Annotated in this window: 12 protein-coding genes and 1 pseudogene; 5 read left to right on the top strand and 8 right to left on the bottom strand. The window is 62.5% G+C overall.

Going from position 1 to position 15862, the window contains the following annotated elements; all coding sequences use genetic code 11:
* From Q8Q83_RS09990 to aroC, 3 genes are all read right to left on the bottom strand, one after another.
* A partial coding sequence (locus tag Q8Q83_RS09990) for an acireductone dioxygenase (RefSeq protein WP_305623323.1) occupies positions 1–488 on the bottom strand: 488 nt, incomplete at its 3' end.
* Positions 489–562: 74 nt separating this feature from the next.
* A complete protein-coding gene (locus Q8Q83_RS09995) occupies positions 563–1714 on the bottom strand; it encodes an MFS transporter (protein ID WP_305623325.1) in 1152 nt (383 codons plus the stop codon).
* A gap of 125 nt (positions 1715–1839) precedes the next feature.
* Positions 1840–2931 carry a chorismate synthase gene (gene aroC, locus Q8Q83_RS10000; protein WP_305623327.1) on the bottom strand — a complete coding sequence of 364 codons (1092 nt, stop codon included), beginning with the start codon at positions 2929–2931 and terminating at the stop codon, positions 1840–1842.
* 161 nt (positions 2932–3092) lie between these two features.
* On the opposite strand from aroC, the gene Q8Q83_RS10005 reads away from it, so the two are divergent.
* Positions 3093–4064, top strand: a complete 972-nt coding sequence (locus Q8Q83_RS10005) for an alpha/beta hydrolase (RefSeq protein WP_305623328.1) — start codon at positions 3093–3095, stop codon at positions 4062–4064.
* Positions 4065–4135: 71 nt separating this feature from the next.
* Positions 4136–4933 (top strand): hypothetical protein, encoded by a 798-nt coding sequence (locus tag Q8Q83_RS10010; protein ID WP_305623330.1) that lies wholly within the window; start codon positions 4136–4138, stop codon positions 4931–4933.
* Positions 4934–4952: 19 nt separating this feature from the next.
* Here the strand turns inward: Q8Q83_RS10010 and Q8Q83_RS10015 are convergent, their stop codons facing one another.
* A complete protein-coding gene (locus Q8Q83_RS10015) occupies positions 4953–5915 on the bottom strand; it encodes a DMT family transporter (RefSeq protein WP_305623332.1) in 963 nt (320 codons plus the stop codon).
* Positions 5916–6207: 292 nt separating this feature from the next.
* Here Q8Q83_RS10015 and Q8Q83_RS10020 point away from each other — a divergent pair, with 292 nt between their 5' ends.
* Positions 6208–6417 carry a DUF6316 family protein gene (locus Q8Q83_RS10020; RefSeq protein WP_305623334.1) on the top strand — a complete coding sequence of 70 codons (210 nt, stop codon included), beginning with the start codon at positions 6208–6210 and terminating at the stop codon, positions 6415–6417.
* 89 nt (positions 6418–6506) lie between these two features.
* On the opposite strand, the gene Q8Q83_RS10025 is transcribed toward Q8Q83_RS10020, so the two are convergent.
* Positions 6507–7691 (bottom strand): thiolase family protein, encoded by a 1185-nt coding sequence (locus Q8Q83_RS10025; protein WP_305623336.1) that lies wholly within the window; start codon positions 7689–7691, stop codon positions 6507–6509.
* Positions 7692–7916: 225 nt separating this feature from the next.
* The gene (gene pap, locus Q8Q83_RS10030; RefSeq protein ID WP_305623338.1) at positions 7917–9404 is read right to left on the bottom strand and encodes a polyphosphate:AMP phosphotransferase; all 1488 of its coding nucleotides are present in this window, start codon (positions 9402–9404) and stop codon (positions 7917–7919) included.
* Positions 9405–9512: 108 nt separating this feature from the next.
* On the opposite strand from pap, the gene mnmC reads away from it, so the two are divergent.
* Positions 9513–11489 (top strand): bifunctional tRNA (5-methylaminomethyl-2-thiouridine)(34)-methyltransferase MnmD/FAD-dependent 5-carboxymethylaminomethyl-2-thiouridine(34) oxidoreductase MnmC, encoded by a 1977-nt coding sequence (gene mnmC, locus Q8Q83_RS10035; RefSeq protein ID WP_305623340.1) that lies wholly within the window; start codon positions 9513–9515, stop codon positions 11487–11489.
* A 264-nt stretch (positions 11490–11753) separates the two neighbouring features.
* On the opposite strand, the gene rlmKL is transcribed toward mnmC, so the two are convergent.
* A complete protein-coding gene (gene rlmKL / locus Q8Q83_RS10040) occupies positions 11754–14021 on the bottom strand; it encodes a bifunctional 23S rRNA (guanine(2069)-N(7))-methyltransferase RlmK/23S rRNA (guanine(2445)-N(2))-methyltransferase RlmL (protein ID WP_305623342.1) in 2268 nt (755 codons plus the stop codon).
* 439 nt (positions 14022–14460) lie between these two features.
* Here rlmKL and rmf point away from each other — a divergent pair.
* Positions 14461–14661: pseudogene (gene rmf, locus Q8Q83_RS10045) on the top strand (ribosome modulation factor); the annotation flags it as partial.
* A gap of 157 nt (positions 14662–14818) precedes the next feature.
* On the opposite strand, the gene Q8Q83_RS10050 reads toward rmf, so the two are convergent.
* A complete protein-coding gene (locus Q8Q83_RS10050) occupies positions 14819–15853 on the bottom strand; it encodes a quinone-dependent dihydroorotate dehydrogenase (protein ID WP_305623344.1) in 1035 nt (344 codons plus the stop codon).
* Between the last annotated feature and the right edge of the window lie 9 nt (positions 15854–15862).

The following is a 15862-nucleotide window of genomic DNA, read 5'->3' on the forward strand; positions in this document are numbered from 1 at the left end:
GGTAACTGCGGGCTGTCGAATAAACGAATCAGGGCAACACGTGGGCGTTCGCCACTATCGAACCAGTGCCGGGTGCCGGCGGGCAGCACGACCAGGTCGTTCTTCTCGCACAGCAGGGCATAGACATAATCGTCTATATGCAGGCTGAGCAGGCCGCGCCCCGCCACGCAATAACGCAGCTGCGCCACCGCACAGCGTTGCTCCTTGCACAGGCTGACGCGCAGCTCGCTGTTTAGCCCCCGTTCATCGCACAGGCTGAGCACATCCACGCTGGCATAGCCGTACTCGCCGATCAGCTGGTCGAGCTGCACCCGGCAGGCGGTCAGCACATCATCCTGGCTGGCGCCGGCAAGCACCGGTTGTGCGACCTGCAACTGGGCAAACTGCACGCCGACCGCGGCCAGGGTGCTGGCGATGTCCTCGGCGTGGGTCAGCATCTTGTTCGGCACATCAGGCGAGGACTGGTGGTAGACGGTCAGGCTGCTCATGGTCGGGGTCTCGTATTCTCAAAAATAGGTGCAAGACGTGCATTGGCAGGCTTGGGTCTGGCGCAGGGCCGCATTTAAGGCCGTTCATCCTGCATATGGGTGGCGGTGATGGCGGCAGCCGCCAAGGCGATCAGGCTGGCGATGGCAAAGGTCCAGGCCGGCCCAAGCGTGTTCCAACTGTACCCGGAATACAGCGCGCCCAAGGCGCCGCCCACCCCGGCCAAGGTGGCATACAGGGCCTGGCCCTGGCCTTGCTGGCGGTCGGCAAAACTGCGCTGAACGAAGTGAATGGCCGCCGCGTGAAAACTGCCGAAGGTTGCCGCATGCAGCAACTGGGCGAACAGCAACACCGGCAGATGATCGGCCAAACTGCCCAGCAGTAACCAGCGTACGGCGGTGATCAGAAAACTGGCCAGCAACACGCTGCGCAGCGAAAAACGTGCGAGCAGCTTGGCCATGACCATAAACAGCACGATTTCGGCCAGCACACCCAGGGCCCAGAGTTGGCCGATCAACCCGCGCGAGTAGCCCAGGCCCTCCAGGTGCAGGGTCAGAAAGGTGTAGTAAGGGCCGTTGCTCAGCTGCATCAAGCCGACGCTGAGGTAGAAGGCGAGAATCCCCGGCCGGCGCAATTGCTGGATAAAGCCGCCCTCGCCCAAGGTATTCGGGCGCATCTGCGGTTGGGCGTTGGGCACCCACCAGCTGCTCAGCACTATGCCGCCCATCAGCACAATCAAGGCCCAGGGATAGGCATCCAGGCTGAGCAGCTCGAACAGCTTGCCCAAACCCACCACCGCCACGATAAAGCCGATGCTGCCCCACAGGCGAATCTGGCTATAGCGCGCGGCCTGTTCCTGCAGATGGGCAAAGGTGATTACCTCAAACTGCGGCAGCACCGCGTGCCAGAAGAAGGCGTGCAGCGCCATGATCAGCGCCAACCAGGCATAGCTCTGGCTGATAAAGATGCCGGCGAAACACAGCAAGGTACAGAACGCGCCGAACCGTACTATGGCCAACCGCCGCCCGCTGTAATCGCCCAGCCAGCCCCAGATATTCGGCGCGACGCAGCGCATCAGCATGGGAATGGCGACCAGCTCACCGATACGCGCGGCGGAAAAGCCCAGATGATCGAAGTACAGCGCCAGAAAGGGCGCGGTGGCGCCCAGCAGCGAAAAGTAAAAGAAGTAGAAGCCGGATAGACGCCAATAGGGCAACACGGAAGGCATGGCTTACCCAGGCGTAGGTTGGGTTGAGCGCAGCGAAGCCCAACGGCGTTCGGCTCGACAACCTGGATTCAAGATCCAGCGCGCGCTGGGCTTCGTCGCAAGCTCCTCAGCCCAACCTACGGCTTTCACAGCTGGCCCAGCACCGGGGTAGCGACCCGCACATCGGCATTCTGCGCGCGGTGGCGCAGCAGGTGATCCATCAGCACTATGGCCATCATCGCCTCGGCGATCGGGGTGGCGCGGATGCCGACGCAAGGGTCGTGGCGGCCCTTGGTGATGATCTCCACCGGGTTGCCGTGGATGTCGATGGAGCGCCCCGGCGTGGTGATGCTGGAGGTGGGCTTGAGCGCCAGGTGCGCGACTATCGGTTGACCGGATGAAATCCCGCCGAGGATGCCGCCGGCGTTATTCGACAGGAAACCTTCCGGCGTCATCTCGTCGCGGTGCTCGGTGCCGCGCTGGGCAATGCTGGCGAAGCCGGCGCCGATTTCCACGCCCTTGACCGCGTTGATGCTCATCAGCGCATGGGCCAGTTCGGCGTCCAGGCGGTCGAAGATCGGCTCGCCCAGCCCCGGCATCACCCCTTCGGCGACTACTGTGATCTTCGCCCCGACCGAATCTTGATCGCGGCGCAGCTGGTCCATATAGGCTTCCAGCTCGGGCACCTTGTCCGGGTCGGGGCTGAAGAAGGCGTTCTGCTCGACGGACTCCCAGCTCTTGAACGGGATTTCGATGGGGCCCAACTGACTCATATAGCCGCGAATGACGATGCCCTGGGTCGCCAGGTACTTCTTGGCGATGGCGCCGGCGGCCACGCGCATGGCGGTCTCACGGGCGGAGCTGCGGCCGCCGCCACGGTAGTCGCGGATGCCGTACTTGTGGTGGTAGCTGTAGTCGGCGTGGGCTGGGCGGAAGGAATCCTTGATCGCCGAGTAATCCTTGGACTTCTGATCGGTATTACGGATCAGCAGGCCGATGGCGCAACCGGTGGTCTTGCCTTCGAAGACCCCGGCGAGGATTTCCACCACATCGTCTTCCTGACGCTGGGTAGTGTGCCGGCTGGTGCCGGGCTTGCGCCGGTCGAGGTCGCGCTGCAGGTCTTCCAGGCTCAGTTCCAGCCCCGGCGGGCAGCCGTCCACGATGGCGACCAGCGCCGGGCCGTGGCTTTCGCCAGCGGTGGTGACAGTGAACAGCTTGCCGTAGGTATTGCCGGACATGTGCAAAAGGCTCCGCGAGAATCGACCACGAGCCTGCCGCTCACACGCGCCAGGCCTAGTTAATTAAGGCGGCGAGTATACCCCCCGCATCCATTGAGTTCACCCTCGAACCTTAGCGGCGGGCTAACGTCCAACCCATTCCCCCAGCGCAGTAACCAGCCATGTTGCGAGCCCTTCTGTTGACCCTTCCCCTGCTTGCCGGGCTGGCCCAGGCCGCGCCTTACACTATCGCGCAGCGCGCGGTCAGCCTGGACACCAGCCAGGGCCGACTCCATGGCACCTTGGTGCAACCGCGTAGCAGCGAACCCGTGGCAGTCGCGCTGCTGATCGCCGGCTCCGGGCCGACCGACCGCGATGGCAACAATCCCGCTGGCGGGCATAACGACAGCCTGAAGAAACTGGCGCAGAGCCTGGCCAAACAGGGCATCGCCAGCCTGCGCTACGACAAGCGCGGAGTTGCCGCCAGCCGCGCGACCACCCCGGACGAGCGCGACCTGAGCGTCGAAGGCTATGTGGCCGATGCAGTGGCCTGGAGCCGCTTGCTCAAGGCCGACCCGGCGTTCAATCGCCTGATCCTGATCGGCCACAGCGAGGGCGCGCTGATCGCCAGCCTGGCCGCCGCCCAAGCCGGGGCCGATGCCCTGGTGTCGCTGGCAGGCAGTTCGCGGCCAATAGATCGAGTGCTGCGCGAGCAGCTGTCCTATCGCCTGCCGCCCAAGCTGTTGGCGCAGAGCCATCTGCTGCTCGACCGCTTGCTGGCCGGGCAACAGACCGAGCAGGTGCCCGATCAGCTCTTGTTCTTGTTCAGGCCCAGCGTGCAGCCCTATCTGATCTCGTTGTTCAGGCAAGACCCCAGCGCGGCTTTTGCCCGCTTAGCCATACCGGCGCTGATCGTTCAGGGCAGTCACGATATCCAGGTCGGCGTCGCCGATGCCGAGGCGCTCAAGGCCGCCAAACCTGACGCCGAGCTGCTGCTAATCCCCGCCATGAACCATGTGCTGCGCATAGTGCCGTTGGCTATGCCGGCGCAACTGGCCAGCTACGACAACCCTCGGCTACCGTTGGCGGGAGGCTTAAGCGCACAGATCGCCGGCTTTATCCAGCGCAGCGGCCACGTACCAGCCTCCAGATAAGTGCGGGTCAGCCGATAAGCGCATTAACAGGCGGCATTTAGGACCGCCAGCGCACCCCAGGACCGCCGCTTATGACCGACAGCCCAGCGCCGCAAGCCCCTGCACAAGCTGCTGCGCCAAACCAACCGCCGGCTGCGCAAGCGCATCCCTGGGCCGAGCTGGGTCCGGAGCAGTTTCACCTGCTGCGCCTGGCGCCTCTGCCAACCGACCGCCATACCGGCTCGCGGCCGTTGCGTTTTATCCAGCTGGGCCGGGTGGAGCGCCAGGGCAAAGACCTGAGCCTGTTGCGCCTGACCCTGCAACTGCCGAATCAACACCTGCGCAAAGAGCAGAATGTGCTGGAAGTCTGGGCCGATCACCGCAGCCAGGAAGTGCGTTTCGGCCCGGAACAAGGCCTGCATCTGGAGCCGGAAAACCGCGGCCTGGGGCGCTTCCTGCTGGCCCAGGGCATCGCCTGGGCGCGACAACAGCATGCCCACTACCAGATCGAAGGCGCCGCCCTTGCGGCCAAGGACGCCTTGAGCGAAGAGAGTCGCGCCCGCCGCGACCACTGCCTGCAAGCCCAGGGCTTTGTCGTCGACTACCTCGACCCGCTGCAACTCAAGGCACGCTACAGCGCCCCCGGAGTCAGTGCACTGCACAGCGACTGGCCCACTGAAAAGGTGCAGATAGTCGAGTTGCTCGACGCCGCCAGCATGCTGCAACAAGCCGATCAGAACCTGCGCGAGCAGGACGTAAAAATCCGCAAATTCAGCGAGCGCATCGATCGGCTTAAACGCGAAGACGGCAACCTGCGTTTCACCATTACCTGCCTGCTCGTATTCTGTGTGTTTCAGGCCGGGTTGCTGATCTGGATCGCCACGCGCTAAACGCGCCTGACTGAAATCCCTACAGCTGGGCCGCCAAGCGCGCCCGCCGGCTGCGCAGACTAGCCAGCAGCGAGGGGCCCAGGGCAGTCAGCGCCGAACCCAAGACGACCAGCACCGCGCCGCCGTAGGCAATCCAGTTGATCTGCTCGGGTTGCACATGCTCCGGCCACCAGCTGGCGGCCAGCGCCACCGAGCCGAAGGTGACCAGCGGCGTGATGGCCAGGGCCGCGCTGACCCGCGACGCCTCCCAGTGCGCCAAAGCCTCGGCGAAAGCGCCATAGGCCACCAAGGTGTTCAGGCAACAGGCGAACAACAGCCAGCCTTGCAGCGGACTGAGCTGCAAGGCCTGCAGCGGCTGCGCCCAGGGCGTCAGCAACAAGGCACACGCCAGGTAGATCACCATCATCACCTGCAACGAATTCCACAGGCTGAGCAGCTGCTTCTGCGCCAGGCCGTAGAAGGTCCAGACAAAAGCCGCCAGCAACACGATCAGCACCCCGGCGGTGTAGTCCGTCAGGGAGGTCAGCAACTCCGCCAGGCGCTGATTGAAGAACAAGCCGAAACCTATCAGCAGAATCGCCAGCCCGACGCCCTGGCCGATGCTGAAACGCTCGCGAAAGACAAACAGACTGCTGATCAGCAACAGGATGGGCGCGACCTGGATCACCAGCTGGGTGGTGCCCGGGCTCAGCAGCTTCAGGCCGATCAGATACAGCACATAGTTGCCGCACAACCCGGCAATCGCCAACGCCAGCAACCAAGCCCCCTTTTTACCGAGCCGACGAAAAGGCGGCAAACGTCTGCTGGCGGCCAGATAGGCCAGCAGAATCGAGCCCGCCACCAGCAGGCGATACCAGGTCACAGTGACGGGGTCCATCACCTGCAGCACTTCTTTCAGCTTGATCGGCAGCACGCCCCAGAGCACCGCGGTGACCAGCGCGAGGAACATGCCATAAAGCCAGCGCCCGGAAGAGATATGCATAACAACCTCGGTGATGCGTCGCGGCCAGGCCCCAGATCGAGCAGGCTGGCGGCGCAAAACAGCATTCTAGGCCACCGTCGGCCAGCGCTACAGCCACAGTTCAGTACGGCTAAGCCGCAGAACTGTATCTATGACCGCAATGACATCGGCACAAAGTTGACGTCAAAATCACTAAAATCCGGCTAAAGCATTGATAAGAATCGACTAACTCGACCATTTGTCGCCAATCTCAACACTCATTCGAGAGGCTATTAGACTCAAACAATTGGCTTCTATTGTGGGAGGGTTGAGCATGTTCGGTCAGCGCAATGTAGATCCAAACCCGGGCACGCATTACCGCTGCGAGCGAGTCAGCGCGGTCAACGGCCAATACTTCTTCTCCACCCGAGAAGGCACGCTGGAAGGCCCCTATTTCACCCGCGTCGATGCGATACACGGGATAGATGCCTATATCAACCGCATGCAAGTAGCCAGTGCGCTCTACGCCCTGGCCGGCCGCTAGCCCGCTGACAGCATAAAAAACCCCGGCGCAGGCAAGCTGCGCCGGGGTTTCTTTTTTACGAATGACGACTCTGCCGACTGCAGGTGCCCTTAGCGCACCGCCTCGAACAAACCTGTCGCGCCCATCCCGCCGCCCACGCACATGGTGACCACACCGTAGCGCAGGTTGCGCCGCTGCAACTCACGCACCAGATGACCGACCTGGCGCGAGCCGGTCATGCCGAACGGGTGGCCGATGGAGATGGCGCCGCCGTTGACGTTGTACTTGGCGTTGTCGATTTCCAGGCGGTCGCGGGCATACAGGCACTGCGAGGCGAAGGCTTCGTTGAGTTCCCACAGGTCGATATCGGCAACGCTCAGCCCTCTGGCCTTGAGCAGCTTCGGCACCGAGAACACCGGGCCAATGCCCATCTCATCCGGCTCGCAACCGGCGACCACAAAGCCGCGGAAGAAGGCTTTCGGCTTGAGGCCCAGCTCGATGGCTTTTTCCAGGCTCATGACCAGGGTCATGGAGGCGCCATCGGACAGCTGCGAGGCGTTGCCGGCGGTGACCGAGCCATCGTCGGCGAAGACCGGCTTAAGCGCGCTGAGGCTTTCGATGGTGGTGTCGGCACGGTTGCAGTCATCCCGATCGACCACGCCCTCGACCAGTTTCTTCTCACCCGTGGCCTTGTCTTCGACCAGATACTTGACCGCCATCGGCACTATTTCGTCATCGAACAGGCCTTCGGCCTGGGCCCGTGCGGTGCGCTGCTGGCTTTGCAGGGCATAGGCATCCTGGGCTTCGCGGCTGACGTTGTAGCGCCGCGCCACGGTCTCGGCAGTCTGGCCCATGGGGTAGTAGATACCCGGCACATCCTTCTGCAGTATGGGGTTGAACAGCTTGTCGGTGTTCATGCTCTTCATCGTCATGGTGATCGACTCGACACCACCGGCGACTATGATATCGCTGCAGCCCGAGGCCACCTGGTTGGCCGCGATGGCGATGGCCTGCAGGCCCGATGAGCAGAAACGGTTGAGAGTCATACCCGCCACCTGGGTGCCCAGGCCGGACAACACCGCCACATTACGGCCGATGTTCATGCCCTGCGCGCCTTCGTTGGAGCCGGCGCCGACTATGCAATCATCCACCAAGGCCGGGTCTATCCCAGTGCGCGCCAACAGTGCATTGACGCAATGGGCCGCCATGTCGTCTGGACGGGTCTGGTTGAACTTGCCACGGAAGGACTTGGCCAGACCAGTCCGTACACTGTCCACTATCACCACTTCACGCATGCCGCACCTCATTGTTGTTGGCGTTGAATTAGGCTGAGAATAAGACCGAACAATCCAGGCCGGCGACAATCATTCAGCAGACGTATGCGCAACCATCGTATCGACCACGCCAGCCAGCCCAGCACCGCGATCTCGCTCCAGCAACGCTGGGTTACGGCGCGCAGCGCATTTCGGCAGCCCCTGGGTAGCGCAATACGCGCCTAACCCAGCCTACGCCCGGCTCTTTCAATCCCTGGCGAACGCCGCTTCCAAGGCCTGGTTGAGGGTGCGTAGCACCTTGATCCGGGCGAAGCGTTTGTCGTTGGCTTCCACCAGGGTCCAGGGCGCGATCTCGCTGCTGGTGCGGTCGACCATATCGCCCACCGCATCGCCATACAGCGGCCATTTCTCGCGGTTGCGCCAGTCTTCTTCGGTGATCTTGAAACGCTTGAAGGGAATCTGCTCGCGGGCCTTAAAGCGTGCCAACTGGGCCTCCTGATCGATCGACAGCCAGAACTTCACCAACACCACGCCGGCCTCGCTCAGCTGCTCCTCGAAATCATTGATCTCGCTGTAGGCGCGCAACCAGTCGGCCGGACTGCAAAAGCCCTCGACCCGCTCGACCAGCACCCGTCCATACCAGGAACGGTCGAACAGCGTGAACTTGCCGCGCGCCGGGATATGCCGCCAGAAACGCCACAGATAGGGTTGCGCGCGCTCCTCCTCGGTGGGCGCGGCCACCGGCACTATGCGGTACTGGCGTGGATCGAGCGCGCCTATCACCCGGCGAATCGCCCCGCCCTTGCCGGCCGCATCATCGCCTTCGAATACCGCCACCAACGAATGCTTGCGCATGCGCTTGTCGCGCATCAGCCCGGACAGCCGCGCCTGCTCGATGACCAGTTGCTCGTCATAAGCGCCTTTGTCCAAGGTTTGACTCATATCCAGGCTGTCGAGCAGGCCGCGGTTGTCCAGGCTCGAGGTCAGCGGCGCCGCATGGGGTTGGGGAATGGGCCGGGCCTGAGCCTCGAGCGCCGCCTGCAAGCCATCGAGCAGGATGCGCCCGACCGTCAGGCTGCGGTAATACTCGTCCACGCCCTCCACCACATACCAGGGCGCATAGTCGCGGCTGCTGCGGCGTAACACCCGTTCGCCAAACTTGACGTACTTGTCATAGGTTTTCGATTGCTGCCAGTCCAGCGGGCTGATCCGCCAGCTGTGCAGCGGGTCGTCCTGCAAGGCCTTGAGCCGCGCCTTCATGCGCTGCTTGGACAGGTGAAACCAGAACTTGAAGATCAGCGTGCCTTCGTCACAGAGCATGCGCTCCAGGCCCAGGGTGCCGTCGATAGCCTGATCCAGCACGGCATTCTTGATCCGCCCATGCACCCGCCCCTGGAGCATCTGACTGTACCAGTTGCCAAAAAAAATCCCGATGCGCCCCTTGGGCGGCAATTGGCGCCAGTAGCGCCAGGCCGGCGGCCGGGCCAACTCTTCATCGGTCTGCTGATCGAAGGTGCTGACCTGAATCAGCCGCGCATCCATCCACTCGTTGAGCAGCTTGACCGTCTCGCCCTTGCCCGCCCCTTCGACGCCATTGATCAGGATGATCACGGCAAAACGACCCTGCTGCTGCAACTCGTATTGCGCTTCCAGCAGGGCTTCGCGCAGCGCCGGCACCTCGGCGTCAAAGGTCTCCTTATCGATGGCGTGACCAATCTCGGCAGACTCGAACATAGCCAACTCCCTGACATGATCTGCTGAGCCTAGCGGATCGACACTGGCTTTGTCCGAGGCAGCCATACATTGGGCTAGAATGCGCGCCTGCGCTATTTGGTACCCAGCATGTCCGATACATCTGATACCCATCAACAAGCAAGCCTCGACTGGGATAAGCAGGGCCAACCCCTCTCCAGCCAGTTCGCCGACGTGTACTTCTCCAACGAGAACGGCCTGGAAGAAACCCGCTATGTGTTTCTCGCCAATAACCAGCTGCCGGAGCGTTTCGCCGCCCTGAGTGCCGGCGAACAACTGGTGATTGGCGAAACCGGCTTCGGCACCGGCCTGAATTTCCTCTGCGCCTGGCAGTTGTTCGAGCAACAGGCCGCTCCCGGTACGCGCCTGCACTTTGTCAGCGTGGAAAAATATCCGCTGAGCCGTGCCGACCTGCAGCGCGCCCTGGCCTTATGGCCACAACTGGCGCCCCAGGCCGAGCCATTACTGGCGCAATACGTGGCGCTGCACCCGGGCTTTCAGCGCCTGGTATTCGCCGGCGGACGGATCATCCTGACCCTGCTGATCGGCGACGCCCTGGAGCTGTTCGGCCAGCTGGACGCCAAGGTCGACGCCTGGTTTCTCGACGGTTTCGCCCCGGCCAAGAACCCGGACATGTGGACGCCGGAGCTATTTGCCGAGCTGGCCAGGTTATCCAAAGCCAGTACGACCCTGGGCACCTTTACCAGCACCGGTTATGTGCGCCGTCGCCTGAACGAGGCCGGCTTCAAGATGAAGCGCGTGCCGGGTCTGGGAAAAAAATGGGAAGTGCTTAAAGGCGGTTTTATCGGCACACCTGAGACTGCCGATAAACCCTGGTTTGCCCGCCCGCCTCAGCCTGCCGGCGCACGCCATGCGCTGGTGATTGGCGCAGGCCTGGCCGGTTGCGCCACTGCGTCCAGCCTGGTCCAGCGCGGCTGGCGGGTGACCCTGCTGGAACGGCATGCCGCCATCGCCCAGGAAGCCTCAGGCAATCCGCAAGGGGTTCTTTACCTCAAACTGTCGGCCCACGGCACCACCTTGTCGCGCCTGATCGTCAGCGGTTTCGGCCATACCCGCCGACTACTGGAACAACTGCACAGAGGAACTGACTGGGACAACTGCGGCGTGCTGCAACTGGCCTTCGACGCCAAGGAGGCGCAGCGCCAGGCCCAACTGGCCGCCGTCTTCCCCGCCGACTTGCTGTGCGCCCTGGATAAAACCGCCGCCGAGGAACAGGCCGGGATAACCCTGCCGGCTGGTGGCCTGTTCTATCCACAAGCAGGCTGGGTGCATCCGCCGGCGCTCTGCGCGCTACTGAGCCAACAGCCGGCTATCCAGCTGCAACTGCATCAGGAAGCGCTGGAGCTGCGCCGCGAAGGTGACAGCTGGCAAGCCTGGAATGGCGAGCAGTTGCTGGCCAGCGCGGCCGTGGTGGTATTGGCCAGTGCTGCCGAGATCAAGCGCTTCCCCGCAGCGGCGCAGCTTCCCCTTAAGCGCATCCGCGGGCAGATCAGCCGCCTGCCGGCCACGGCCGCCAGCCGCGCGTTAAGCACGGTGCTATGCGCCGAAGGTTATATCGCCCCCGCGCGTCTGGATGAGCACACACTGGGCGCGAGCTTTGACTTCAATAGCGATGACTTGACGCCCAATAGCGCCGATCACGCGGGCAATCTGCAGTTACTGGAAGAAATCTCGCCTGAGCTTGCCTGCGCGCTAAACGCCACAACACTCGCTCCCGAACAGCTGCAAGGCCGCGCCGCCTTTCGCTGTACCAGCCCGGATTACCTGCCCATAGTCGGCCCGCTGGCCGATGCCACTGCCTTTGCCGAGGCTTATGCGGTGTTGGGCAAAGATGCCCGCCAGGTGCCGGACGCACCCTGCCCCTGGCTAGATGGCCTGTATATCAACAGCGGGCATGGCTCGCGCGGCCTGATCACCGCGCCGCTATCGGGTGAGTTGATCGCCGCCTGGCTGAACGACGAGCCACTGCCGGTCGCCCGGGATGTGGCCCAGGCCTGCCATCCCAATCGCTTCGCCTTGCGCGCCCTTATTCGCAACAAAACCTGAGCCGGAGCCGGAGCCGGAGCCGATGGCGGACAAGGCCATGTCCCCGTTGCGTGTTAGGCGATAAGCCGTAGGTTGGGTTGAGGAACACAGCGACGAACCCCAACGAGGCATGCCGCCGCCCGTTGGGCTTCGCTGCGCTCAGCGCCAACCTACCCGCGTGCGCCGGATCGCCCGAACATAGGGCTGTCGCAAGCAAAATCCGGGGCAAGCACTTGCGCCAAAGCCTCTGCAACACAGGGCTGGGGCATAGCCTTGCTAAAGGCCTCAGCCGCGCAGGCTAATACGCCAGGCGCGATGGATCTTCTGGTTGCGGGCGAAGTCCGGATCGAGGCTGGCTTCGCTGATTTCCTCGACCTGATAACGCGCCGCCAGGCTCTCATCGAGCAGAAACTTGCGGAAGTTGTTGGAGAAATACAGCACGCCGCCCGGGGCCAGGCGCGCCATGGCCAGGTCGAGCAGCTGCACATGGTCACGCTGCACATCGAACACGCCTTCCATGCGTTTGGAGTTGGAGAAGGTCGGCGGGTCAATAAAGATCAGCTCGTATTCGCCGCGATCCTCGGCCAGCCAGGTCATCACGTCGCCCTGTTCCAGCTTGTTCTTGTCCGAGTAGCCATTGAGCGACAGGTTGCGCCGCGCCCAGTCCAGGTAGGTCTTCGACAGGTCAACGCTGGTGGTGGTGCGCGCGCCGCCCTTGGCCGCATGCACAGTCGCGGTGGCGGTGTAGCAGAACAAGTTGAGGAAGCGCTTGCCAGCGGCCTCTTTCTGAATGCGCATACGCAGCGGACGATGGTCGAGGAATAGACCGGTATCCAGGTAATCGGTCAGGTTGACCAGCAGCTTTACGCCGCCCTCGCTGACTTCCATAAACTGGCCCTGGGTGGCCTGGCGCTGGTACTGCTTGGTGCCGCTCTGGCGTTCGCGGCGCTTGATCACCACTTTGCTCTTATCGACGCCCAGCGTTTGCGGAAGCGCTGCTATGGCGTCAAACATACGGGCTTTGGCTTTCTCAGGATCAATTGACTTGGGTGCGGCATATTCCTGCACATGCACCCAATCACCATATAAATCCACCGCCATGGAATATTCCGGCATGTCGGCGTCATACAGGCGGTAGCACTGCACACCTTCACGGCGCGCCCACTTGCCCAACTGCTTGAGGTTCTTCTGCAGGCGGTTGGCGAACATCTGCCCGCCTTCGCTGAGGCGCGCCTGCTCGACAACCGGGGCCGGCACCGGCTTGATCGGATTGCCGTTCTTGTTGTACTGCCGCTCTTGCGGCTCCAGCGGCGCCTTGTCAGCTTCAGCCTGCTCGCGCTCGCGTTCACGCTGCTCGGGGGTGCGTCGCTCACCGGTAACAAACTGCTCGGGTTGCACCTTGATCAGCAGCAGCTTGCACGGCAACGCACCGTTCCAGAAGGCGTACTGCTTGTGGCTGCGGATGCCCATGCGCTTGCCCAGATCCGGCGCGCCGGTAAACACCGCTGCCTCCCAGCCCAGACAGGCCTGCCGCAGACGCTCGCCGAGGTTCTGGTAGAGATACAGCAGGCTGGCTTCATCGCCCAGGCGTTCACCGTAAGGTGGGTTGCAGATCACCAGACCTTTCTGATTCTGATCCGGACGCGGCTCGAAGGTCGCGACTTCGCCCTGGTACACCTTGATCCAATGGCTCAAGCCGGCCCGTTCGATATTGTTGCGCGCCGGTTGAATCAGGCGTGGGTCGGCCTCGTAACCGCGAATCCACAGCGGCGGCTTGGCCATGCCCTCGGCGGCTCGCTGTTCGGCTTCGCTCTGCAATTTCTTCCACAGGGCCGGCACATGGCCCAGCCATTTGCTGAAGCCCCACTGCTCGCGCGTCAGATTCGGCGCGATATCGGCGGCGATCATCGCCGCTTCCACCAGGAAAGTGCCGACACCGCACATGGGGTCAGCCAGGGCGCCGCCCTCGGCGGCAATCCGCGGCCAGCCGGCGCGGATCAGCACCGCAGCGGCGAGGTTTTCCTTGAGCGGCGCGGCACCTTGCTGCAGGCGATAACCGCGCTGGTGCAGGCTGTGGCCGGACAGATCGAGGGAGAGAATCGCCTCGCCACGGTCCAGGCGCAGGTGCACGCGCATATCCGGGTTGAGCTTGTCGACCGAGGGCCGCGTGCCATCCTTCTGGCGCAGCTTGTCGACAATGGCGTCCTTGACCTTCAAGGCGCCGAAGTGGGTGTTGTCGATACCCGAGCCATTACCACTGAACTCCACCGCCAGGCTGCCGGTGGGCTCCAGATGCTCGAACCAGTCGACCTCCAGCACCCCCTCATAGAGGCTTTCGGCGTCCTGCACGGCAAACCGCTTGAGGACCAGCAACACCCGGTTGGCCAGTCGCGACCACAGGCACAGGCGGTAGGCAGTTTCCATATCGGCCAGGCCACGAATGGCCGAGGTGTGCTCGCGCGCCTCCTCAAGCCCCAGGTTGCCCGCCTCTTCAAGCAGCAGGCCTTCCAGGCCCTTGGGACAGGTGAGAAAGAGTTCGTAACGATCCGACATGGGAATATCCAGTGCCTAAGGCAATAAGCGGCGTGCGGGCAAACCGACACAGCCAAAATAAGTGACAAAAAGCCGTAGTGCGACCCTTCGTCGGAATAAACAGCAGTTGCAAGCGCAATAAATTCGCGATAGCACAACACCAGTACAACAGCCGCTAAAGCCCGCAGCATAGGCTTCAGGGCGCTTAATCATCGCCCAGAGCAGAATGGCTTATGGTCTGCCCCACAAAAATGTTACGTGCTTATGACTAAACGATCATTCACAGGCACCCGCACATTCGTTTAGAAATCTACCTAGGCCATCGCTGCAACGGTGCTGGCAAGGAGGCCCGCGACGCCGGCAGCGGACTCCGTAGGCAGAACTTTTTCTGCCTGACCTTAAAAGGTCTAAGGGACATAACAGTCAACATTGAGGGCTACACCCTCTGAGAAGACTTTAGCGTGATCCATTAGAAAGAGCTTTTTTGCGCGGCTATCAATATGGGATCCATGGTAAATCCCGCGAATTATGTCCATTCACCCTTCCGTCCGTACGCCAAGCTTGGTTAAACGGCTGGCGCGAAGGACGCGGTGATAACTGGGACGGCATGACCGGCACTGCCGGCATCCATCGACTCAACGAACTTCACGCTGTCGGCTAATTTAGGAAACCTCCGACTTCAACATGCGCGCTCCATCCGAGCGGCGGGCGCGAGCCCAGGGGCTCCCTTAGGGAGCCCTTTTTTATGGCCTGCCATCCATGGCGGCCACCCTTCGGGCCGTCGCTGCGCGACGTTAAAAATGGCTCCCGACCATTTTTTATGCCTGAGGTTTCTGCGGCAGCGCGGCAATCGCATCCACCGCCTCGCGAATCAACGCCGGTCCCTTGTAGATAAACCCGGAATAAATCTGCACCAGGCTGGCACCCGCGGCGATCTTCTCAGCCGCATGCTTGCCTTCGGTAATGCCGCCCACCGCGATAATCGGCAAACGTCCGTTCAGCTCGCTGGCCAGCACCTGGACTATATGGGTGCTCTTGTCGCGCACCGGGGCGCCGGACAAACCACCCGCCTCATCGCCCCACTCCAGCCCCTGTACGCCCTCGCGGCCCAAGGTGGTGTTAGTGGCGATCACCGCATCCATACCCGCCTCGACCAGCGCAGCCGCGACTTGCACGGTTTCCTCGTCGCTCATGTCCGGGGCGATCTTGATCGCCAGCGGCACACGCTTGCCATGCTGCTCGGCCAGGTTTTCCTGACGCTGGCGCAGGGCTTCCAGCAACTGCTTGAGCGAATCGCCAAACTGCAGGCTGCGCAGCCCCGGGGTATTCGGCGAGCTGACGTTAACGGTCACATAGCTGGCATGGCTGTAGACCTTGTCCAGGCACAGCAGGTAATCGTCCACCGCACGCTCGACCGGGGTATCGAAGTTCTTGCCGATATTGATGCCCAGCACGCCCTTGAATTTGGCGGCCTGCACTCGAGCCAGCAGGTGATCGACACCCTGGTTGTTGAAACCCATGCGATTGATGATCGCCTCGGCCTCCGGCAAGCGGAACAAACGGGGTTTTGGATTACCCGGCTGTGGCCGCGGAGTAACCGTACCTATTTCGACAAAACCGAAGCCGAGCTGGGCGAAGCCGTCGATGGCATCGCCGTTCTTGTCCAGGCCAGCAGCCAACCCCACCGGATTGGGGAAATCCAACCCCATGACCTTGACCGGCAACGCCGCCGGACTCTTGCTCAGCAAGCCATTCAAGCCCAGGCGACCGCCCGCACCGATCAGATCGATGGACAGTTCGTGGGAGGTTTCCGGGGACAGTTTGAATAGCAGCTCGCGGGCCAGGGTATACATGGGCAGGCT

Source organism: Pseudomonas sp., assembly GCF_030696055.1.
Taxonomy (GTDB): domain Bacteria; phylum Pseudomonadota; class Gammaproteobacteria; order Pseudomonadales; family Pseudomonadaceae; genus Aquipseudomonas.

Coding starts and splice junctions, on each gene's coding strand:
- Q8Q83_RS10050 (WP_305623344.1), bottom strand. CDS start 15,853: ATGTATACCCTGGCCCGCGAGCTGCTATTCAAACTGTCCCCGGAAACC.
- Q8Q83_RS10025 (WP_305623336.1), bottom strand. CDS start 7,691: ATGCGTGAAGTGGTGATAGTGGACAGTGTACGGACTGGTCTGGCCAAG.
- Q8Q83_RS10020 (WP_305623334.1), top strand. CDS start 6,208: ATGTTCGGTCAGCGCAATGTAGATCCAAACCCGGGCACGCATTACCGC.
- rlmKL (WP_305623342.1), bottom strand. CDS start 14,021: ATGTCGGATCGTTACGAACTCTTTCTCACCTGTCCCAAGGGCCTGGAA.
- aroC (WP_305623327.1), bottom strand. CDS start 2,931: ATGTCCGGCAATACCTACGGCAAGCTGTTCACTGTCACCACCGCTGGC.
- Q8Q83_RS09995 (WP_305623325.1), bottom strand. CDS start 1,714: ATGCCTTCCGTGTTGCCCTATTGGCGTCTATCCGGCTTCTACTTCTTT.
- mnmC (WP_305623340.1), top strand. CDS start 9,513: ATGTCCGATACATCTGATACCCATCAACAAGCAAGCCTCGACTGGGAT.
- Q8Q83_RS10015 (WP_305623332.1), bottom strand. CDS start 5,915: ATGCATATCTCTTCCGGGCGCTGGCTTTATGGCATGTTCCTCGCGCTG.
- pap (WP_305623338.1), bottom strand. CDS start 9,404: ATGTTCGAGTCTGCCGAGATTGGTCACGCCATCGATAAGGAGACCTTT.
- Q8Q83_RS10010 (WP_305623330.1), top strand. CDS start 4,136: ATGACCGACAGCCCAGCGCCGCAAGCCCCTGCACAAGCTGCTGCGCCA.
- Q8Q83_RS10005 (WP_305623328.1), top strand. CDS start 3,093: ATGTTGCGAGCCCTTCTGTTGACCCTTCCCCTGCTTGCCGGGCTGGCC.